The sequence below is a fragment of the Nitratidesulfovibrio liaohensis genome (assembly GCF_011682075.1).
In the GTDB taxonomy this organism is placed as follows: Bacteria; Desulfobacterota; Desulfovibrionia; order Desulfovibrionales; family Desulfovibrionaceae; genus Cupidesulfovibrio; species Cupidesulfovibrio liaohensis.
The window spans coordinates 11,415-32,999 of sequence record NZ_VSMK01000111.1 but is presented as its reverse complement, the minus strand read 5'-3'; the positions used below and the strand labels follow the sequence as shown (position 1 = coordinate 32,999).

General features: G+C 65.8%; 18 protein-coding genes. All 18 read left to right on the top strand.

The features are described 5' to 3' along the window. Window positions 1-36: 36 nt before the first annotated feature. The 18 genes from FVW27_RS04980 to FVW27_RS04895 all read left to right on the top strand — a co-directional run bounded on the left by FVW27_RS04980 (window position 37) and on the right by FVW27_RS04895 (window position 21,514). Window positions 37-1,350, top strand: a complete 1,314-nt coding sequence (locus FVW27_RS04980) for an O-antigen ligase family protein (RefSeq protein ID WP_167123269.1) — start codon at window positions 37-39, stop codon at window positions 1,348-1,350. Further along, window positions 1,347-2,846, top strand: a complete 1,500-nt coding sequence (locus FVW27_RS04975) for a lipopolysaccharide biosynthesis protein (protein WP_167123267.1) — start codon at window positions 1,347-1,349, stop codon at window positions 2,844-2,846. Before FVW27_RS04980 ends, FVW27_RS04975 begins: the two co-directional genes overlap by 4 nt. Next, a complete protein-coding gene (locus FVW27_RS04970; RefSeq protein WP_167123265.1) occupies window positions 2,843-4,036 on the top strand; it encodes a glycosyltransferase in 1,194 nt (397 codons plus the stop codon). Before FVW27_RS04975 ends, FVW27_RS04970 begins: the two co-directional genes overlap by 4 nt. Beyond that, window positions 4,033-5,157: a glycosyltransferase family 4 protein gene (locus FVW27_RS04965; protein ID WP_167123263.1), complete on the top strand. Its 1,125-nt coding sequence runs from the start codon at window positions 4,033-4,035 to the stop codon at window positions 5,155-5,157. The genes FVW27_RS04970 and FVW27_RS04965 overlap by 4 nt, the downstream gene beginning before the upstream one ends. Window positions 5,158-5,167: 10 nt before the next feature. Further along, window positions 5,168-5,971 (top strand): acyltransferase, encoded by an 804-nt coding sequence (locus FVW27_RS04960; RefSeq protein WP_167123261.1) that lies wholly within the window; start codon window positions 5,168-5,170, stop codon window positions 5,969-5,971. Window positions 5,972-6,039: 68 nt separating this feature from the next. After that, a complete protein-coding gene (locus FVW27_RS04955) occupies window positions 6,040-6,624 on the top strand; it encodes an acyltransferase (protein WP_167123259.1) in 585 nt (194 codons plus the stop codon). After that, window positions 6,621-7,736, top strand: coding sequence for a glycosyltransferase family 4 protein (locus tag FVW27_RS04950; protein ID WP_167123257.1), 1,116 nt, complete (start codon window positions 6,621-6,623; stop codon window positions 7,734-7,736). The genes FVW27_RS04955 and FVW27_RS04950 overlap by 4 nt, the downstream gene beginning before the upstream one ends. Window positions 7,737-7,800: 64 nt before the next feature. Further along, entirely contained in the window at window positions 7,801-8,655 is an 855-nt protein-coding gene (gene xrt, locus FVW27_RS04945) for an exosortase (protein WP_167123255.1), read from the top strand. A gap of 6 nt (window positions 8,656-8,661) precedes the next feature. Next, window positions 8,662-9,285, top strand: coding sequence for an exosortase C-terminal domain/associated protein EpsI (locus FVW27_RS04940; protein ID WP_167123253.1), 624 nt, complete (start codon window positions 8,662-8,664; stop codon window positions 9,283-9,285). 81 nt (window positions 9,286-9,366) lie between these two features. Then, window positions 9,367-10,728: a PEP-CTERM-box response regulator transcription factor gene (gene prsR, locus FVW27_RS04935; RefSeq protein ID WP_167123251.1), complete on the top strand. Its 1,362-nt coding sequence runs from the start codon at window positions 9,367-9,369 to the stop codon at window positions 10,726-10,728. Window positions 10,729-11,003: 275 nt separating this feature from the next. After that, window positions 11,004-13,145, top strand: a complete 2,142-nt coding sequence (locus FVW27_RS04930) for a WD40/YVTN/BNR-like repeat-containing protein (protein WP_243838218.1) — start codon at window positions 11,004-11,006, stop codon at window positions 13,143-13,145. A gap of 2 nt (window positions 13,146-13,147) precedes the next feature. Next, on the top strand, window positions 13,148-14,329 hold the full coding sequence (locus FVW27_RS04925) for a carboxylate--amine ligase (RefSeq protein WP_167123247.1): 1,182 nt from the start codon (window positions 13,148-13,150) through the stop codon (window positions 14,327-14,329). A 56-nt stretch (window positions 14,330-14,385) separates the two neighbouring features. Beyond that, on the top strand, window positions 14,386-15,396 hold the full coding sequence (locus tag FVW27_RS04920; protein WP_167123245.1) for an acyltransferase family protein: 1,011 nt from the start codon (window positions 14,386-14,388) through the stop codon (window positions 15,394-15,396). Then, the gene (locus FVW27_RS04915; RefSeq protein WP_167123243.1) at window positions 15,393-16,559 is read left to right on the top strand and encodes an acetyltransferase domain-containing protein; all 1,167 of its coding nucleotides are present in this window, start codon (window positions 15,393-15,395) and stop codon (window positions 16,557-16,559) included. The genes FVW27_RS04920 and FVW27_RS04915 overlap by 4 nt, the downstream gene beginning before the upstream one ends. Further along, a complete protein-coding gene (locus FVW27_RS04910; RefSeq protein ID WP_167123242.1) occupies window positions 16,556-17,716 on the top strand; it encodes a carboxylate--amine ligase in 1,161 nt (386 codons plus the stop codon). The genes FVW27_RS04915 and FVW27_RS04910 overlap by 4 nt, the downstream gene beginning before the upstream one ends. 19 nt (window positions 17,717-17,735) lie before the next feature. After that, window positions 17,736-19,160, top strand: a complete 1,425-nt coding sequence (locus FVW27_RS04905) for a type III PLP-dependent enzyme domain-containing protein (protein WP_167123240.1) — start codon at window positions 17,736-17,738, stop codon at window positions 19,158-19,160. After that, the gene (locus FVW27_RS04900) at window positions 19,157-20,155 is read left to right on the top strand and encodes a lipid II:glycine glycyltransferase FemX (protein WP_167123238.1); all 999 of its coding nucleotides are present in this window, start codon (window positions 19,157-19,159) and stop codon (window positions 20,153-20,155) included. Before FVW27_RS04905 ends, FVW27_RS04900 begins: the two co-directional genes overlap by 4 nt. Window positions 20,156-20,218: 63 nt before the next feature. Beyond that, the gene (locus tag FVW27_RS04895) at window positions 20,219-21,514 is read left to right on the top strand and encodes a phenylacetate--CoA ligase family protein (RefSeq protein ID WP_167123236.1); all 1,296 of its coding nucleotides are present in this window, start codon (window positions 20,219-20,221) and stop codon (window positions 21,512-21,514) included. The last annotated feature ends 71 nt before the right edge of the window (window positions 21,515-21,585 follow it).

Genomic DNA, 21,585 nt, shown 5'->3' with positions numbered 1-21,585 from the left:
TGCGGGGGCGGGAGACGGCCCAGAAGGCATCATCCTGTGGAACTGGTCGCCATACATCTCCTGACGCTGGTGGGGTTCACGCGGATAGCGGAACTGTTCCCCGTGCTGGCGCCGTTGCAACTGGGCAAGATCGCCTTCGCGCTCGGCGCCGTGGTTCTGGCCGCCTGCCTGAGCCGCCACAGGGGGCCAGGGAGCCTTTTCGATCTGCCGCTCCTGAAGCCCGTGCTGCTGCTGTTTCTGCTCGCGGCATTGAGCGTGCCCCTCAGCGTATGGCGTTCGGGTGCGCTCGAAAGCTTCGAGGGGGTGACCAAGACGATATTCATTTTCGCCGTGCTCTCCTTTGCCGGGGCTCGCACGGGGGGGAATTCCGTCCGGCTCGCGCTGCTGATCGGGGTGGTGGTGCTGGGCGGGATGATGGTCGTGGAAAAGGGCTCGGGCCGCGCCTTCGTGAGTTCCACGTACGATGCCAATGACATAGCGCTGTTGTTCGCCATGTTCCTGCCCGTGCTTGCCGCGGAGGGAATGGCCCAGCGGGGCATCATGCGACTCGTCGCGTGGGGCGGGGCGTGCATAGCCCTGCTGGGCATGGCCATGACCCAGTCCCGCGGCGGGGTCATCGCATTGGCCGTGGTTGCCCTGCAGATGGTGTTGTCATCGCGGCGCAGGGGGCTGCTGTTGCTGGCCCTGGGCGTGGCGGGCGCCATCTTCTACCTGAGCGCGGACACGGCCTACTGGGACCGCTTCGCCCTCGTCGGCGATGCCAGCGACGACTACAACATGACAGCCGACACCGGGCGCCTGCAACTGTGGAAAAGCGGTCTTTCGATGCTGCTGCGCAACCCGGTGCTCGGCGTTGGCGTGGGACAGTTCGCGGCGGCCAACTACACGTTCGGCAACGGCGCATACCTGACGGCGCACAACACGTACATTCAGGTGGCGACGGAAATGGGCGTGTTCGCCCTGTGGGTCTATGTTTGCCTGTTGCGGAACATCATCGCGTTCGCAAGGGAAGGCGCCGCATCTCCAAGCCTCGACGAGGCGGCGCGCATGCGCTGGCTGGGCGTGCGCTACGGCATTACCGCGTTCATGGTGGGGATTTTCTTCGTTTCCCAGGCGTTCGCCATATCGTTCTACGGCTTCATGGCCATGGTATCGGCCATGCGGTCCGGGCAACAGGCACTTGACGTCCCGGTGGCCGTGCAGGCCGAGCCGGCATCGGCCGGAAGCCGACGGCGGGACCGGAAGGGACGCGACACACGCACCCGGTCGCGCCGGTCGCCGCTGGCGGACACCCGCTGGAACGGTTTGCCGCCGCTGCGCAGGGCAGGCAAGGCGGGGCAGGACGTATGAGCACGCTCGGCTATTTTGCCCGCAATTCCGTGATCCGCATCCTGTCCTTCGCGGTGGGGGTGGCGTTCGCCCTGCTTGTCACTCCGACCGTCGTGGGGGCCATGGGCAAGGCCCAGTACGGGGTGTGGGTGCTGGTAAGTTCCATTGTCTGCTATTTCCTGCTGCTGGAAGGCGGGGTGATGCAGGCGGTTTCAAAGTACGCTGCGGCGGCGCACGGCCGGAACGACCAGCAGGAGGTGGACCGGGTCTTCACGGTGGGCGTGGCCCTGCACGGGCTTTCCTGCTGCGTGTCGCTGCTGGTTACCGCCGCCCTCGTCTACGGCGCCGATTTCTTCGATGCCCGGCATGTTTCCCCCGGACGCCTGCGCCTGTGCCTGTTGATCTACAGCAGTTGCCTCGCGGCGATGTTCCTGTTCCGGAGCCACATGGGCATCATCATGGCCGAGATGCGCTGGACGCTTATCGCCATGCTGGCCATGCTCCGCAGCACGATCACCAGCCTGGTGGTGCTGTTCTCGATCAACGAGTCGAACGGTCTGGTGCTGCTTTCCGCCGTGAACGGCGGCGGCTTTCTGCTGGAATCGCTGCTGTGCGTCCTGATCGTCAAAAGGTGCGGGAGCGCCCGGTTCCGTCCGCGTCTGTTCAACCGTGCCCTGGCCTGGGAGATGCTCGGCTACGGATGGGCCTTCACCGTGACCCAGATCGGCGAGTCCATGCGCTACCGGTCGCAGAACTACATCATCGCGTGGTTCATGGGCGTGCGCGAGGTGGCGGTGTTTTCCATCGCCATGCAGTTCGTGGGGTATTTCCTGAGCCTGATGCAGAGCGCGTTCGGGATCATGGTGCCGTACTTCAGCCGTCTTCAGGCCGATGGCGACGGCGAGGGAACCCGCGCGACCCTGTTGTTCTCCCTGCGGCTCAGCTACATGGCGTCCTCCCTGATCGCGGCCTGTCTCATCTTCTACGGCAGGCCCTTCATCCTGCTCTGGCTCGGCGAGGGGTTTTCCCCTTCGTATGACGCACTGGTGCCGTTGAGCCTGGGCGCGGCGCTTTCCCTGGGCATGCTGCCCGCCGACGGGTACCTGCTGGGAACAGCCACCCACCGGACCCTGGCGCGTTGCGCCATGGCCGAAGGCGTGCTGATCGTCCTGCTTTCGCTGCTGCTGGTCACCCCGTACGGCATAGTGGGCGTGGCCTGGGCCTATCTGCTCGCGTCGGCCCTGTTCCGCGCGGGAATCGTGCCGTGGCTGGTCTTTACCCATGCGGGCATGTCGCTGCTCGTCTACCTGCGGCTGCTGGCGGAGTTGGGCGTCACCCATGTCCTGCCGCAGGTGCTGTGTTTCCTGCTCATCCACGATGCATTGGGGCAGGGGTACTGGCAACTGCTGTTCTACTGCTGCGTCCAGGCGGGCATTGCGGTGGCCATTCAGGTGGCGCTGCTGCGCTGGGGCGGCAAGAGCCCGCTGGTCGCGACGGCCCAGGGGAGGGCGGCATGATCAAGGGCCGCGACTTCATCGTCTTTTCCGACGACTGGGGGAGGCATCCTTTCAGTTGCCAGCATATCATGCGCCACTTTCTGCCCGGCAACCGCATCCTGTGGGTCAACACCATAGGCATGCGCCTGCCCCGCCTGTGTCTTTACGACGTGAAGCGGGCCTTCGAGAAGGTGCGCTCCTGGGCGGATCCCGCACCTCCGGTGGCGTTGCCGCTGGGGCTGCGCGTCATCTCGCCGGTAATGGTCCCCCTGTCCCCGCTGGCGTCGGTGCGGGCCTTCAACCGGCGCAGCGTGCTGGGCGCGGTGGCGCGGGCATCGCGCGATCTCGACCTGCGCGATCCCATCCTGCTGGCCACCGTGCCCAACGCGGCGGACTACGCGGGCCTGTGTGGAGAGTCGCTGGTGGTCTACTATTGCGTGGACGAGTTCAGCGTGTGGCCGGGCATGAACCTGCCGGAGATGGTGCGCGAACTGGAAGCCGACCTGCTGCGCAAGGCCGACCTGGTCATGGCGGTTTCGGACGAACTGGTCGCCCGCAAATCCAACGGGCGCGGACCCACGCACCTTCTGACCCACGGCGTGGATTTCGAGCACTTCAGCGCGGCCATCGGTCCGGTTTCCGCGGCGGGCCTGCCCGAAGCACTGCGTTGGCTGGAAGGGCCTGTCATCGGTTTCTACGGGCTCATCGACAGTCATCTGGACATCGATCTTCTTGCGGATCTGCTTGCGGCCCGTCCGCACTGGAACGTTGTGCTCATCGGAACCCGGCGCATTCCGCTGGACGCTCTGGAGCGGTTCCCCAACTTTCTCTGGTTGCCGGCAGTGCCGTACGGCGAATTGCCCAGGTATGCCGCACGGTTCGACGTGGCCGTGATTCCGTATGTGGTGAACGAGCACACCTGCACGGCGAACCCCTTGAAGTTGCGCGAGTACCTGGCCACCGGCAAGCCTGTGGTGGCAACGCCCATGACGGAGGTGCTGCGCTTTGACGGCGTGGTGCGCATCGCGGCTTCCAGCGATGCCTTCGTGGCCGCCATCGAGGACGAATTGCGCAGCCCCACTCCGGCGGCCTCCCGGTGGGAGGTGCTTGAGGGAGAAACCTGGAAGGACAAGGCGGAACTTGTTTCCTGCTGGATCGAAGAGGCGTTGGCCGCGAGCGGGGCGCCACGGCCGTTGGAGGGGACGACATGAGCCGGCCGAAGGTGTGCGTGTTTCTGGCCACCGCCACTCTGGGCGGCATGGGAAAGGCCCTGGTGCAGTTTCTGCGCACCGGGGGGCTGGCCATGTGCGATCCCGTGGTGGTGGCCTACTCCTTCGGCGAACCGTGCGAGACGGAGTTCACGTCGGCCGTCCGGGAGTCGGGCGCGCCCATGGCCTGCCTGCACCAGCGCTGGCGCTACGATCCGACGCTGGTGGCGCAGGCGTTGCGGATCGTGCGCGAGAGCGGGTGCGCCATGCTTGAGTCGCACGGCTACAAGAGCCACGTGGTGTGCGCCTGTCTGCACCTGCTGACCGGTTTGCCGTGGGTGGCCTTCGTGCATGGCTGGACCGCGGAAAGCTGGAAGATCCGGGCATACCGTGTGCTGGACCAGCTGGTGCTGCCACTGGCCACGCGGGTGGTGGCGGTTTCGGAATCGCTGGGCAACCAGCTGTGGGCAGGGGCGCGGCGCCGGATGGTGGTCATCCCCAACGCGGCGGATCCGGAAGAATTCGATGGCACGCCCGGGCGAAACATCCGGAAGGAATGCGGCATTCCGGAAGATGCCGTCGTGGCCGGGGTGGTGGGGCGCCTGAGCCCGGAAAAGGGGCAACTGCACTTCCTTCGTGCGCTGGCCCTTGCGCGGGGGAGGCAGCCTGCCTTGCAGGGCATTCTGGCGGGAGACGGCCCGGACGCGATGTCGCTGCGCGAAGAGGCGCGGCGGCTGGGGCTGAACGGTTCCGTTCATTTCCTCGGTCACGTGGGGGAGCCATTGAGCGTGTACAGGGCGCTGGACATGGTCGTGCTGCCGTCGCTCAGCGAGGGGATGCCGCTTGCCGCGCTGGAGGCCATGATGTGCTCCCTGCCCGTGGTGGCCACAAGGGTCGGCGGCGTGCCGGAGGTCGTGCAGGACGGGCGTACGGGTGCCCTCGTGCCCGCCGCCGATGCGGAACGCCTGGCCGAAGCCGTTACGGGCCTGGCGGACGACCCCGCCTTGCGCGCCCGCTACGGAGAGGCGGGCCGGGAACGGGTGATGGCATGCTTCACGCCGGGGCGGCGGGCGGAGCGCATCGTGCATCTCTATCAACATCTGACGTCGGCGGTTCGGGCATAAGGAGTCGGAAATGGGAGGCTGGGCGGCATTCAAGGTAGCCATCAGAAAACGCGAAACGCCCTTTCATGCGCGATTGTACGACATGGCGAAGTTCATCTTCGGCATTTCCATGCCTGTGGTGCCGGGGCTGCATTCCTTTCTCTACAACGAATGGGCAACCAGGACGTCCATCTGGCACAATTTCTGGCGCGTCGTGTACTATGAGCCGATGTTCAAGTCGCAGTGCAGGCGCGTGGGTAAGAATTTCAGAATGTGGTATTCCGGAAACGGGACAACGCGTATTCTTGGAAATCTTGGAATATACATAGGTGACAACGTTGCAATGTTCGATAAGGTGTCTCTTGTTGGACTTACAGTTTATGATGACCCTGAATTGCATATCGGAAACAATGTGTACATAGCGCCATTCGTGCGCTTCATGGTGGCAAAGCGTATAGATGTTGGGGATTACAGCATGGTCGGCTGCCACATCATCATGGACAACTCCGGACACCCCGTGGCGGATGCGCGCGCCCGCATGATGCCGGGGGGCGGGCATCCCTCGAAGAACGGGGTGCGGCCGGTGCGCATAGGCGCCCTGTGCTTTCTCGGGGAGGCCAGCGTCATCTATCCCGGCACCACGGTGGGTGACGGGGTGGTGGCGAAGGTAGGCACGCACATCATGGGCGAGATTCCTCCATTCTGCCTCATCGAAGGCAACCCGTGCCGCATCGTGGGCAAGCTCCCCATCAACGACGATCTGACGGAAGTGTTCGGGGAAGAGCGTGTGCAGGCTTGGCGCAAGGCTCAGGATGCCGTGGTGCTGGATGCGTAACGGCGGGAAACCGCTCCGACGGCGGAAACGCGACCCTGTGGCGGGATGGTGTGACGATGGTCAGAAACATGCTGAAAGCATTCGTGCTCGTATGTGCCGTGCCATTCTACGTGCTGCACCGGCTTGAGGCGCTCGCGCTGGGGCGCGAACGATCCTTCGCGGGCATGACGCAACTGCTGGCCCTGCTTCCAGGCGTGTACGGCGTGCTGTTGCGCGTGGCGTTCCTGCGTCTGGCGCTGCACGGATGCACGCCGGCATGTGTGGTGGAGTTCATGACCACCTTCGTGACGCCGCAAACGGTCATTGGCCGCAACGTGTACATCGGGGCTTACTGCAACATCGGGCATGCCGACATTGGCGACGACAGCCTTCTGGGCACCCACGTCATGGTCACCAGCGGCAAGCAGACCCACTTTTTCGACGATCCCGACGTGCCCATCAGGCTTCAGGGCGGGCGGGACGAGTGCGTGCGCATCGGCAGGGACTGCTGGATAGGAAATGGCGCCATCGTCATGGCCGATGTCGGTGACGGGTGCGTGGTGGCGGCGGGCAGCGTGGTGGCGGAGGCGTTGCCGCCGTACAGCATCGCGGCGGGCATTCCGGCGAGGGTGCTGGGCAGGCGCGGTGAGCGCCGGGAACGGGAGGCGGCATGAAACCCCATGTGATGCAGCTCATCTTCCGGATGTTCCCGGGGGGCGCGGAGCGGCTTGCCCTGACCACGCTGGAGAAGGCGAGTCCCCATGTGCGGGGGACGGTCTGCGGCCTGTTCGGCGGGGAGGGGCCGCTTGTGCCCGAAATAGAGGCCCGGGGCCTTGCCTGGCGCACGCTGGACGTCATCGGAAGGCCGAGGCTGACGGGCATCGCGCGGCTTGCCGCCCTGCTGCGCCGCGAAAAGGTGGACATTCTGCACGCGCAGGACTCCTATCTGTTGCAATGGGCGGTCCCGGCGGCGTGGCTCACCGGTGTGCGGCTGGTCTACACCGAGCATGCGACGCACGGTTTCGAGACGCAGCCTCGCGCCCGGCTGCTGGTGCGGCTGCTGGCGCCGTTTCTGGGGGGCATTTCGTGCGTCACGGAAACATTGCGCAACTATATGGTCGATGTGCTGGGTGTTGCCCCTCATCGGCTGCGGGTGATCCGCAACGGGGTGGATACCGTGCGTTTCTCGCCCGCCGGGCCAGGGGAACAGGTGGCGGAACTGCCCCCGGGCTGGGCGGAAGGTGGCCTGGTCTACGGAAACGTGGCCCGGTTCTGTGATGCCAAGGACCATCCGGGCCTGTTGCGGGCCTTTGCCGCCGTTCGGGCCACCCATCCGGACGCACGCCTGCTGCTCGTGGGCGACGGTGAGCGGCGCGACGAGGCGGAACGCCTGTGTGGTGAACTCGGGCTTGAAGGGGCCGTGCATTTCACCGGCACGCGGCGTGACATTCCCGAATTGCTGCGCGCGATGGATGTCTTCGTCCTGTCGTCCCGGTACGAGGGCATGCCGGTGGCCGTACTGGAGGCGATGGCCTGCGGCATTCCCGTGGTGACGACCGAAGTGGGCGGCATCGGGGAATTGGTGACGGATGGCGAGACGGCCCGCGTGGTGCCCCCGCATGACGTGCAGGCCCTGGCCTCGGCCATGCGCTGGATGGCCGACAATCCGGCGCACAGGCAGGCCATGCGCGAGAAGGCCATGGAAATGGTCCGCTCGCGTTGCAGCGACGAAGCCATGTTGCGCGGCTATCTGACTCTGTACGGCGTCGGGGAGGCGCACACATGACAACGCACAGCAGGAGAGTGGCGCGTGGGCAGCATGCGCAGGCCGCACCGACAGGGAGCCGCCCATGACGCTTGCCGCCGCGTTCCGCCAGCACCCGCTGCATTTCGTGCCGGTTCTCGCCATGTTCGTCGTGGTCTACCACGCCATCGTCATGCGCATGGTGGGCGACTGGAGCTTTGACCCCAACTATTCGCACGGGTTCCTGGTGCCGTGCCTGTCAGCGTGGTTTGCATGGCGCAGGTGGCCGCAACTGCGCGAAGCCGGGGTCACCCCGTCCCTTTGGGGACTCCCGCTGCTGGGGCTTGGACTTGTGCTGCTGCTGTTCGGCTCGGTGACGCTGGAACTGTTCACGTCGCGGGCCTCGCTGGTGGTGCTGCTGGCCGGAACGATACTCTATCTTTACGGGACCGAGGTGTTCCGCCTCTTGCGTTTTCCGGTGGCGTACCTGCTGTTCATGGTGCCCCTGCCGTACACCGTTTACGACGCCCTGGCCCTGCCGTTGAAGGGCTTGGTGTCCGCCGTCGCAACGGGCGGCATCCGCCTCATGGGGCTTCCGGTGCTGCGGGAGGGCAACGTGATCATTTTTCCCAACATAACGCTCGAGGTGGTGGACGCCTGCAGTGGCCTGCGTTCCCTCATGAGCCTGGCTGCGCTGGGGACGGCCTTCGCCTTCCTGTTCCTTCCGGCCGGGTGGCGGCGCTGGGTGCTGGTGCTGGCCACCGTGCCCATTGCCGTTGCCGCCAACACCCTTCGTGTTTTCGTCACGGGTGTGCTGTCCTGGTACATGGGGGCTGGCGCGGCAAGCGGCTTCTTTCATGAATTCGAAGGGATGGTCGTTTTCGCCGTGGCCATGGCCTTCACCGGGGGTCTGGGCATTGCCTTGGGGCGCTTCCATCAGGACCAGGTCGGAAAGGAGTGAATGCAGATGCGCATCAGGGTGTTGGTGGTGCTCCTGTTTCTTGCCGCTGGCGCTTACGTCAGTCATGCCCGTGTCGAATCTGCCGTGCTGCCGCAACGGGCCCTGAGTGATTTTCCGCTCGCGCTGGGCGAGTGGCGCAGTACGGGGCAGGTGTTCTTCGACAGCGAGACGATGGCCGTGCTGCGTCCCACGGATTATCTGGTGCGCCTGTATACGAACGGCGCCGGGCGCAGGATCGGCCTTTACGTGGGGTTTCATGGCGGGGGCAAGGGCGCGGGCGCCATACATTCGCCGCGCAACTGCCTGCCCGGTGCCGGTTGGTTGCAGGTCGATTCGGCCCGTATGGACGTGCCGACCCCGGCGGGTGCCGTGCAACTCGTCAGGGCCACGTACGCCAAGGAGGCCGAGGGGTCTGTCTACTATTACTGGTACGAGGTGCGGGGCGAGACGATGACCGACGACATGGACCTGAAGCTCGCCGAATTGCGCAACGCCGTTCTGTATGGCCGCAGGGATGCCGCGTTCATCCGGCTGGATGTTCCGGTGCACCAGGCCGAAGGAGCCGACGCGGACGTGGCTGCCTTCATTGCCCAGTTATACCCGCAGTTGCGCCTGTTCCTGCCGCGATGACTGTTGGGAAAAAGGGAAATACCGGGGCCGCCGGGTTCACGGAAAACCGGCGCCGCGGCCTTCGGGTGAAAGGAAAGCGACATGCCTGGCCTGCTTATCATCGATGACAACGAAGACGTGCGCAAGCAGTTGCGCTGGGGCCTGTCCAAGGAGCCGTACCCGCTCTATCTGGCCGGCTCCACGGAAGAGGCGCTTGCCCTGCAGCGCGGGCATTCGCCAGCCGTGGTGACGCTGGACCTTGGCCTGCCGCCGGACGCCGAGGGCACGTCCGAAGGCTTTCGGGCGCTGGACGCGCTGCTGAAGCAGGATCCGCGCGTGCAGGTCATCGTCGTGACCGGGCACCACGATGTGGAGAACGCCCTGCGGGCCATACAGGGGGGGGCCTATGACTTCTGCCACAAGCCCGCCGACCTGGAAGTGCTGAAGATCGTCATCAGCAGGGCGTTCTTCCTGCATGGCCTGCGCGACAATGTCGGCGCGCCCGTGAAGCGGCAGGGGGAATGCCAGGGCATAGTGGGACAATGCCCCGCCATGCTCGCGGTATTCGAGACCATCAACAAGGTGGCGGCCTCGGACGTGCCGGTGCTGGTCACCGGCGAATCCGGCACTGGCAAGGAACTGGTGGCCCGGGCCATACACGCCTTCAGCCGCCGCACGTCCATGCCGTTCGTGGCCATCAACTGCGGCGCCATTCCGGACAACCTGCTGGAGGCGGAATTCTTCGGGTACGAGAAGGGCGCGTTCACCGGTGCCACGCAACGTGTGCAGGGCAAGGTGGAATACGCGGACAATGGCACCCTGTTCCTGGACGAAATAGGGGAACTGCCCCCCAACCTTCAGGTCAAGCTGCTGCGGTTTCTGCAGGAAATGGTGATCCAGCGGGTAGGCGGGCGCAAGGACATCCGGGTGGACGCACGCATAGTGGCCGCGACCAACCGCGACATCCAGTCCGAAATCGCCTCCGGGAGGTTCCGTGAAGACCTGTACTACCGCATAGGCGTCGTACCCGTCGTGTTGCCGCCTCTGCGCACGCGTGGCGACGATATCCTGCTGCTTGCCCAGCATTTCCTGGAGCGTTTCGCAAGGGAGGGCAACCACCAGGTCAAGACGCTTTCGCCAGCGGCCACACAGACCATGCTGCGCCACAACTGGCCGGGCAACGTGCGCGAGCTGGAAAACAAGGTGCGGCGGGCGGTCATTTTCGCCAGCGGCCAGCACATTTCACCGGCCGATCTGGGGTTTGACGACGCCATGCCCGCAGAGGCACCCGCCCAGCCGCGTCCGGAAGGCACCCTGAAGGAGGCGCGCAACGCCCTGGAGCGGGACATCGTGCTGGCCGCGCTGGAAAAATGCTCCGGCAACATCGTGCAGGCATCACAGACCATCGGGGTCAGCCGTCCTACTTTTTACGACCTGCTGCGCAAGCACGGCATAGAGATATGACGTCCCGTCCGGTCAACGGAGAAAACGAGGGATACGGACAGCCGGTCCCGGCAAGGCCGCCCAGGAGGCACACCATGTCGTTCGCCAACGCCAGCACCCACGTCGCGACGGGTCCCGACACGTCCGGGTGGCACGGGGCGCGCCGGGCAATTCGCGCCTTGTCGGGGCTGTTTTTTGCGCTGCTTCTTGCGCTGGCGCCCGCCATGCCTTCGGCGGCTGCCGAGGAGGATGTCCGGAGCGGCTTCCAGCCCCGGGGGCCGGGGGGAGGCGGGGGCATGTATGTGCCGTCGATTTCTCCGTACGACGCCAGGTTGGTGTTCGTGGCGTCGGACATGGGTGGGGTGTACCGGTCCGAGGACGGTGGTGGAAGCTGGCGGCTGATTCCGTACCGCCAGGGGCTGCAGTTCACGCAGGTTTCTCCGCCCATGGCGCATTTTCCTGGCCGCATTGCCTGGATCACGCAGCGGAACCGGGTCACCGTGAGCGATGACGGCGGAAAGACCTGGCGGACGCAGCCCGAAGGCCCATGGAAAAATGCGCCTGTCACGCGTCTTGCCGCTGTGCCGGGATCGCCCGATGCGCTGCTTGCCAGCACGCAGGATGCCGTGTGGCGTGGCGAATTTTCCGCCAGCGGCCAGCCGGGTGCCTGGCGTCAGGTGATCGATGGCGGCAGCAGCGAGATCGTGGCGCTGGGTGGTTGGCTGTACACCTTCGTCAGGAACGGCGAGTTCCTGGCCAGTCCGGACGGGGGGCGAACCTGGAAGACCGCCGCGCCGGGCGGACAGCCGTCGGTGGGGGGGCGGGTCGCGTCGCTTGCTGGCGGCATGGACGCGAAGGGAATGGTCCTGCTGGCCTCCGTGGAGGGGGTCGGCATCATGCGGTCCACGGACGGGGGGCAAAGCTGGAGCAGGGGCAAGGCCGGGTTCGAGAACGAACGGCATCTGGCCATGGCTCCCGGCCAGACCGACGTGGCCTACGCGGCACAGACCAATGGCGTGGCGCACAAGCAGCTCTTGCGCACCACCGACGGCGGCAGGACCTGGGACAAGTGCTTCCGCATGGCGATGCCGTGGGACAAGGTGAGCTTCGGCACCAACGTCGAGCGTTCCTGGGTGCAGACGCAACTGGGATGGGGCTACTATTTCACCTCCAACCCGCTGGCCGTGAATCCGGCGGGCGATGGCCTGCTGCTGCTGGCGACGCAGGGCGACCTGTACGTCAGCCGCGATGGCGGAGAATCATGGCAGCAGGCCATGTCGGCCGTGCAGCATGCCGCGGATGGCGGCGCGGCGCCGGTGCTGAGTTCCATCGGGCTGGAGGTGACCAGCGCCTGGGCATACCTGCACGACCCCCACGACCCGCAACGCCAGTACATTGCCTATACGGACATAGGTTTCGCGCGCTCGGTGAACCAGGGACGTTCCTGGACGTGGTCGGCCAAGGGGTCGCCGTGGACCAACACCTTCTACGACGTGGTGTTCGACCCGGCCACGCCCGGCCGCATGTACGCCGCCGCCAGCATGCGGCATGACATTCCCCATGCTCAGGAACTGTTCCCCACCAACATGAAGTTCGCCATTCACGCCATGGGCGGCGTGGTGGCAAGCGACGACCACGGGGCCACGTGGCGGGTGCCTTACGACCCCAAGGGCGGGGAGGCACTGCCCAGCCAGACCTGCACCACCGTGGCGCTGGACGATCGGTCCCCGCCCGCGGCCCGGGTGTTGTACGCCGGGCTTTACGGCGAAGGGGATGACGACAGGGCCGGTGTCTACAAGTCGGTGGACGGCGGCAGAAGCTGGCGCACCGCGAGCCGGGGCCTCGGCACGTCGGGCAACCTGCATGTGTACAGACTGCGCATCCATCCGGCAACGCGCGAGCTGTATTGCCTGATCACCGGCATCAGCGGCAAGGGCACCAACTTCACCATCCCCGGAGGGCTGTGGAAGTCGCCCGATGGCGGTGACACCTGGCAGAACCTCACGGCGGGCAGCCCGCTGGCCTGGTGGGCCACCAACCTGGCGTTCGATCCCGTCGATGCCCGCGTCATCTACGTTTCCGCGGCCACGGCGCCGGGCCACTGGCTGGAGGGCGGCGTGTACAAGACTGCCGACGGCGGCAGAAGCTGGAAGCAGGTGCTCAGCGACAAGGGCATCATGCAGGCGGCGGGCGGCGACAGCTTCGACCACACCATGGCGGTGGTGGTGCACCCGGACAACCCCCGGCTGATCTATGCGGGAACAACCCTGCACGGGCTGCTCTACAGTAGGGACGGCGGGGAATCCTGGCGGCATTTCGCCGGTTTTCCCTTCGCCGCCATCACCGGAGTCACGTTCGATCCGGCGGACCGCAAGCGCATGATCGTCACGACGTTCGGCGGGGGCGTGTGGTCCGGGCCGATCCTTCCGGAGGAATAGTCATGGGACGGGCGCTGGTCACATCCGCAAGAACGCGCGTTGCCTACAACATCTGCAAGAGCCTGGCCCGTCGCGGGGTGGAGGTGGTGGTGGCGGATGCCCAGCCGCATGCCATGTCCTTCCATTCGCGGCATGCGGTGGGGACGGCCCGGTATGTTTCGCCCTTCGTCGACGAACATGGTTTCATCGACGATCTGGTGCGGCTTGTCGAGCAGGAGCGCATCGACGTGCTGGTCCCGGTGCTGGAGGAAACGTACATGGTTGCCCGCCACCGTGACCGCCTGCCCTCCCGCGTGGGATTGTGCCTGGCAGGATATCGCGCCCTGGTGGAACTGCACGACAAGGAGTCGCTGCGGACGCTGGCGAACCGCCTGGGGGTGCCCATGCCGGAAACCGTGTCCCTGGCCGCCGTGCTGGCATCACCCGGCATGGCCGACGGGATGGCGTATCCGCAGGTGGTCAAGCCCCGGCAGGGCGGCGGTGGGTGGGCCGTGGAAGAGGCGACGACGCCGGACCGCCTGCGGGCGCTTGCCCATGAACGGGCCGCCAGCGGCGGGCTGGCCCAGCGGAAGGTGGACGGTGATACCGTGTGCGTCGCCATGCTGTACGACACCGGGAAAATGGTGGCCTGCGACACCTACCGCGTGATCGAGGCCTACCCGTGGCCCTACGGCCAGGGCACGTTGCGGGAATCGTTTTCGTGCCCGGCAGCGGAGCAAGGCCTGCGGACCCTGCTCGACGCCATGGCCTGGACCGGCGTGTGCGAGGCGGATTTCATTGTCGAGCCAGGCAGTGGAAAGGCCTTTCTCATCGACGTCAACCCCAGGTTCTGGGGGTCGCTGGCACACAGCCAGACACGCGGCATCGATTTTTCCTACTACTATTACAAGTTGGCGAAGAACGAGCGGGACTTCCGGGTGCCGGAATCCGCGCCCGGCGTGGTCACGCGCTGGCTGGGCGGAGATGTCATGCGCCTTGGTGCGCAGTTCGTGAACGCGCGCGGCAAGGCGGCCTTTCTCGCCAAGGCGTTGCGTGGCCACAGGCGAGCGGCTGCCTATGACGATTTCGATCTTTCGGACCCGCTGCCCATGCTGGCGTGGTGTTGCGGGCAGGCGTTGAAGGCGGTGCGGCGGGCCTGGGGAATGCCCATGCCGGGCGAGGGGCTGTGCGGCCAGTGGGAATGAGCGGGGGAACGACCGCGTTGGATCGATCATAGAGGGGGTTGCCGGAAGGAGTCGTTATGACACGTGCGACGCAAGACAGAAATGCCACGGTGCAGGCGCTGAAGCTGCTGTTTCTGCTGTGCATCTGCTACGGGCACATTTTTGCGGAAGGTCCGGGCGCTTCCCTCATGCACACGCTGCCCATGCGTTTGTGGTGGGTGCCGGGAGATGTGGGCCTGTTCTTCTTTACCGCCACGTCCGGCTATTTCACCACGTTGCGCTATCCCTCGCCGGACAGGATGGAAGGGTACTGGACGCGCAAGGTGTCGCGCCTGTTCGGGTTGTTCCTGTTCCTGAACGCGGTGCTGGGGTGCGTTTTCCTGGTCACGGGGCGCAGCGGACTGTTCACTCTGGATACGTTGCTCAACCTTGCCGGGCTCAACGGATTTCTGAACTGGTTCCACCTCGGCAATGAAAGTCCCTTCGGCGCGGGCCAGTGGTTCATGACGCTGCTGTTGTTGTTCTACCTCGTCTATCCGTGGCTCGGCAGGGTGGTGACGAGCCCGGCGCGCGGGCGGTTGCTGCTGGGGGGCGGCATCGCGCTGGCCGCCGTGATGCAGGTGGCCGCGCCGTATGGCCACTCGTTATGGTCCACCTCCGTGGGGTTCCTGGCGGGCTTCTGGCTGGCGCGTTTCGGGGGCGGCAATGCCGGGCGCGCCGCCCTGTTCGCGGCCGCCGCATGCGCTGCCGGTGCGGTGGGTTACAGCCTGAGCGGGCACCAGCCGGTGGTGGCATACGCCATCATCGGGCTGGCGGGGTATGCGGCCACGGGGTTCGCCCTGACCGGCATCCACCCCCTGTTGCCTACCCGGCTGGTGGCGGCGTGCGGCGATCTGCTGCTGCCCCTGTACATCATCCACACGTATTTTCGTCTGCCCCTGGCGGACAATCCGTATCTGGACTCCCTGCTGGTGCTGGGCATGAACGTGGGCATCGCGTGGGTGCTGCAAAGGGCGTACGCCGGGCTGGTGCGGCTGACGGCGCTGGTGGCCGGACAGCCGGACACCGCGCGGGGGAGGGCGGCATGATGGCGGACACTGCTGCGTCACCGCGCCGGTCTGGAGGGCGGCTCGCCTCCATCGACGCCATGCGGGGGCTGGTCATGCTGCTCATGACGCTCGACCATGTGCGGGGAGACTTTACCGCCGTGGCGCAGAGGCTGTGGCGTGACGCTTCCGTCCTTCCCGCAAATCCGCTGGAACTCGAAACGACCACCCCGACGTTCTTCCTGATGCGCTGGGTGACCCACCTGTGCGCTCCGACCTTCGTTTTCCTTGCCGGGACATCCGTGAACTTCTGGATGCTGCGCCATGGCCGAGAGCGTTCCGTCGGGCGTTACCTGCTGACGCGGGGCGCCATGATCCTCGGAATCAACATGGCACTCGGGCTGCACGCGCCATTTTCATCCGCCAGGCTGCTGGTGCTCGGCGTGCTGTGGGCCATCGGTTGCTCCATGCTGCTGCTGGCCCTCGTCGTGCGGCTGCCCCGGGCGTTGTCATGGTGCCTGGCGTTGCTGCTGGTGGCCGGACACGACGCGTTGCGGGGGTACATTCCCGAAGGGGAGATGGCCTCGGTGTTGTGGCGGCTTGCGTTCGTGCGGACATACTTCGAAGTGCCCGGCGTCGGCGCGGTATACGCTTTGTACACCGTACTGCCCTGGTTCGGGCTGATGTGGCTGGGCTACCTGTGCGGCGGGGTGTTCCGGATGGAGGTGGAGCGGCGGCGCCGCCTGCTTTCGGCCCTGGGCGCGGGATGTCTTGCGCTGTTCGCGCTGCTGCGGCTTTCGGGCGGGTATGGCGACCCCACATCCTTCATGGCCCAATCCACGGGGTGGCGAACGATGGCGTCTTTCGTGAATGTAGGAAAGTATCCGCCAACATTGCAGTTTACTCTTCTCACGCTGGGCGTCATGTGGCTGTTGCTGGCCTGGTTCGAACGCGGGCGGCGTTTGGAGTTGCTCTGCGTGCCAGGCAGGGCTCCGCTTGCCTATTACGTGCTGCACATCATCTGCATCAGGGGGCTGGCGGCGGTGCTGGCGCTCATGCCCGAGCCGATCCGGGGTGCATCGTTCAGCGCTATGGGCGTGGTCGCGTTTTCCGTCCTGGTGTTCGTGGCCCTCTATCCCGTGTGCTCACGGATCGGTCTTTGGCGGGCCGGTGGGTACCGGATGAGCGGAGGAGCACCGGCATGAACGTCATCCTTGTCCTTGCCGCGGACACGATGCTTGCCCGCGTCATCTGCCGGGCCCTGCACCGCCGGGGATTCGAGGTGCTGGTGGCCGCCGCCGCGGAGTGGCCCATCTGCGCCTATTCCAGGTACGTGCGCCGTACTTTTGTTCATGCGGACCCCACCCGGGACGAAGACGGGTTCATCGACGACCTGCGGCGCATTTGCGAGGAAAACCGGGTTTCCGTGCTGCTTCCGGTACTGGGCGAGGCGGCGGTCATTGCGCGGCACCGCCATCGCCTGGGTTCCGATGTGCGGCTGCTGCTGGGCGCCGCCGATACGCTGGCCATCTTTGCGGACAAGTATCGCACCTACGGGGTGGCGCGCGAGGCGGGCGTGCTGGTGCCCGAATACCGGGCGGTGGCGGACCTTGCGGACGACCCGGCGGCGCTGGCTGCCTTTCCCTGCCCGTGCCTTGCCAAGCCGGTATGGGGGTGGGGCGGGTATGGCATGCACGAGTGCGACGACGCGCAGGCCTTGGCAGCGCTGATCGCGGACATGCCGGAACAGACGCGCGCGGACTATTTCGTGCAACGCAGGATGGCGGGCGACGTCGTGTGCGTGGCCATGCTGTGCGATGCCGGCAGGGTGTACGCCAGCGACACCTTCCGCATCGTCACGTCGTATCCGAGCAGGCATGGGCAATCCACGGTACGGGAGACGGTTCGGTGCGACGCCGCCGTAGAGTCCCTGCGCGGGCTGCTGGAGCATGTGCGGTGGTCGGGGCCGTGCCAGGCGGATTTCATCGTCGATCCCGCAACGGGCGCGCCCTACCTGATAGACATCAATGCGCGCTACTGGAATTCGCTGATCCAGAGCACGGCGCGGGGCATAGATTTCCCCTCCCTGCATTGCATGCTGGCGCTCGGAGAGGAATGCGCGGACGTGGAACCCACTGCCGTCGGGGTGACCACCGCATGGCTCAGCCGGGCGTTGCGGGGCGATCCTGCCCTGGTGCTGCGGCGGATGTTCGCCCGTGGCGGCGGGCTGGCGGGGAGGGGCATCGCCGCCTGCGACGACTGGGATGCGCATGATCCGTTGCCGTTTTTCGTGTGGCCCGTGCGCCACGTGTTGCGCAACATCATGGTGCGACTGACCGCGTGGCGCGGGAATGCCGCCTGAAGCAAGGGGGGAGATGGATATGTCGGTTCTTGGTGGCATCGGCGGCGTGCTGCGGCATTTTTCCTGCTTGCGGCAGAAACGTCAGGGCAAGCCCCCGTTGTCCTTGTGGGGTGTCACGGACGAGGGAGGTGTGCTGGCCGTCGGCGGCATGCCGTGCACGCAGCTTGCGCGTGATTACGGCACTCCTCTTCTTGTGGTCGATGCGGCGGCCCTGCTGCGGCGGGTGCAGGACGTGCAGGCCGTGCTGAACGAGGTGCTGCCCGGTGCCATGCTGACCTATTCGTACAAGACCAACTGCATTCCCGGCATCCTGCGCATGCTCCACGACGCCGGGGTTGGGGCCGAGGTCATTTCTCCCTACGAGTACTGGCTGTCCGAAAGTCTGGGCGTGGACGGCGGGCAGGTGGTCTACAACGGCGTGGACAAGTCGCGCGAAAGCATTGCCAGGGCCGTGGCGCGGGGGACGCTCGTCAACATAGACAGCCGGGACGAGATCGACGTGGTGCTTGCCGAAGCCCGCGAACAGCGCCGCACTGCGCGGGTGGGGCTGCGCCTTGCCCTTAACCGCAGCGCCCAGTTCGGCCTTGATCCCGAAGGAGGCGACCTTGCCCACGTGGTGCGCAACTGCCTTGATGCGCCCGACCATGCGGACCTGATGGCCCTGCATTTCAACGTCACCAGCAACGCCAGGCACAGCGGCTATCACACCCGCTGCCTGTCTCGTGCGCTGGACGTGATGTCGTGGCTGGCCAGGGAGCACGGGGTGCGGATCCGCCTGCTTGACGTGGGCGGGGGCTTCGGCGTGGAGACGAGCAAGAACATGTCTGGAGTGGAATACGGCCTGTATCGCCTGTTTGGCGTGCAGCCGGGGGCGGCGTGGATTGACCCGTTCCAGGATTTTCGCCTTTACCTGCGCGACCTGGCGGACACGTTGCGGGCCTTCTGCACCCAAAATGACCTGCCGGTGCCCGGCGTCTGCATCGAACCGGGCAGGCTGCTTACCAGCAAGGCCGAATTGCTGCTGACGCAGGTCAAGGCCGTGAAGGAACGACCGGGGGCGGAGCCCTTTGCCATAACCGACGCTGGCAGGCTGTCACAGGCATTTCCCTGCGACTTCGAATGGCACGAGGCGTTTCTGGCCAGCGACCTGCGCAGGCCGCCGTCACGCCCGTATACGGTCACCGGCAGGGTCTGCACGAGATCGGACTGGCTCTACAGGGGCAAGTTGCTGCCCGAACTGGCCTCCGGCGACGTGCTGGCGGTGATGGATGCGGGGGCCTACTTTTCGTCCTACGCCATGAATTTCGCCTTTCCCCGGGCTGCGGTGGTTGCCGTGGAGGAAGGAACGGCACGGGTGCTGCGCCGGCGCGAGGACTTCCGGCATCTCGTCGGGATGGACGATGTCGCTCTGGCGGACGTGACCTGGGACGGAGGCGAGCGATGAGCCTGCGCATGGTGCCATGCGGACCGGAGCGTTACGGGGAATGGGATCGCTTCCGCGAGGAACATCCCGCCTGCCCCCTGTTTCATTCACGGCCATGGCTGAACCTGCTGGCCCGGCATCAGGCCGCCCGGCTGGACATGTACCTGATCGAGGACACGCGGGGAGTTGCGGGCATCTTTCCGGTTTTCAGCCGCAATTACGTGGTGGCCAGGGTATTCTCGTCGCCCTACGTGGTCACCGATACGCCGTATCTCGGGCCGCTGGTCCGCGCGGACGTGCCCGACAGGGAGCTGTGGTCGACACTGCTCTCCCATGCCCGCAACGGGGGCATGGACTTTTTGCGCATGTTCACCCGGGTGGGGGTTCCCTTGCCCGATATCGATCCGGCCCTGGCCAGCGTGCAGCGGAAAACCACCCATGTCCTCGATTTGACCCTGGGTGAGGACGCCCTCTGGGAAGGCATGGAAGGACGTTGCCGGACGGCGGTGCGCAAGGCCCTGAAGGATGGCGTCACCGTGGGCGAGGCTGCCGACGACGGGTTCATCGACAGGTACGTGGACATGCTGGAGGGCGTCTACGCAAGGCAGGGCCTTGCCTCGCCCAATGCCCGGCCATTCTACCGCGAAATGTGGAGCATGTTCGGGGGGCGCGAAATCATCGGGCTGATGGCGGTTCACGAAGGAAGGGACATAGCCGGGGCGCTGTTCGTCATGGACCCGCACGACGCGTACTACATAAGCGGCGCTTCGGTGTCCGACGCAGGGCGGGTTTCGCCCAACAACATCCTGCAATGGGAGGCCATCCGGCTTGCCATGGCGAGGGGCGTGAACAGGTACGACTTCGTGGGGTCGGACATTCCGAGAATCGCGAAGTTCAAGCAGAGTTTCGGCGGCATGCTGCATGAGTACTGGTGCATCGAGGCGGCTCCTTCCCGTTTGGCCAGGCTCATGCGGGGGGCCTATCCGTGGCTCAAGCGGCGGCTTGGCAGGGTATGAGGCCGCGATAATGGACGGCAGGGCCAGCGAGCGGGGCGCATGCCCGCGACTGGAGGCGGCGGCATGATCGGCTATGCGCGCATGATGCTTCACAAGTTGAGCAACAACGGGTGCCACGCGCGGATGCGCGAACATCTGGCGCTGGAACGCCTGCCGCACGATGAACTGCGGCACAGGCAGTTCTGGCTTGCGGCAACCTTTCTGAAGCACGCGTATGAAACGGTTCCCTATTACAGGAACGCCATGGACGAATTGGGCCTGCGGCCGGAACACGTGCGCAGCTTTGCGGAATACGGCAAGCTGCCCGTGCTGACGCGGGAAGTGATACGGGAACGCAAGGCAGACCTTGTTTCCTCGGCCATGCCGCGCAAGGTGGTTGCCGCACTGCGTGGCATGGCCGAGGGATGTGTTCCGACGCAGGTGCCGCGCGACAAGGCGGCCCGCGATGAAACACAAGCCAACTGGCTGCTTTGCCTTACGTTCGCGGGGTGGACCCTGGCTGACATGGTGGTCAGACTGTACACTGCTTCGGGCGCGGAGGCGGGCAACCTGGTGCAGCCAGGGGTGCGTGAATGGTTGGCCGGTACCCTTTCGGTAGACGTGCGCACGCACAGGCCGGAAGATATGGCCAAGTGGGTGCGCGCCATACGCCGTTGCGGCAAGTCCTATCTGCTCGGCAATGCGTGGGTGATGTCCGACATGGCCGACTACCTGGACAAGGCCGGAATCCGCCTGGGCAACGTGCGCGGAGCGGTCACCCCGGGAGGAAGGGCAAGCGCGGAGCAGCGCCAACGCATCGAGGCATCCTTCGGCTGCGTCGTGCACGACCTGTACGGGTGTTCCGAAGTTCCATGCATCGCCATGGAGTGCATGGAGGGCAACCTGCATCTGCTGGCGCATTCCGCGTACGTGGAATTCGATCCGGACCCGTGGTGCGGTGCTCCTTGCGTGCTTGTCACGGACATCAATAACAAGGCGATGCCGGTGATCCGTTTCGCCACGGGAGACCGCGCCGTGCCGGTCGACGGGGATTGCGGGTGTGGGCGGGGCTTCCCGCTGATGCGCATGGTGTGCGCGGCGGAAACATGGTTCCTGACGGCGGAGGGGCGGTATCTGCCTGGCGGCGATTTTGTTTCGCAGGTCGCCAGGTTGTGCGGCGGAGCGGACGTACGGCTGCGGCAATGGGCACCCGGCGAGGTCCGGGTTCTTGTGACAACCGGAGACGCTGCGGCCCTGGAACGGGTGGAGGGATTCTGCAGGCAAGCCGGAGGAACGGCGTATCCCGGACTCTCGTTCAGCGTTGCACGTGGCGATGACCGGATGGCCGCGCCAGTGGCCGGTGGGCGCGCGTCGGACTGAAATGGTGCCCGGCGGAGATTTCACGGCGTCGGTGCAGGCCCCGGGCTTGCGGTACTGCGGTGCGGCGGAGA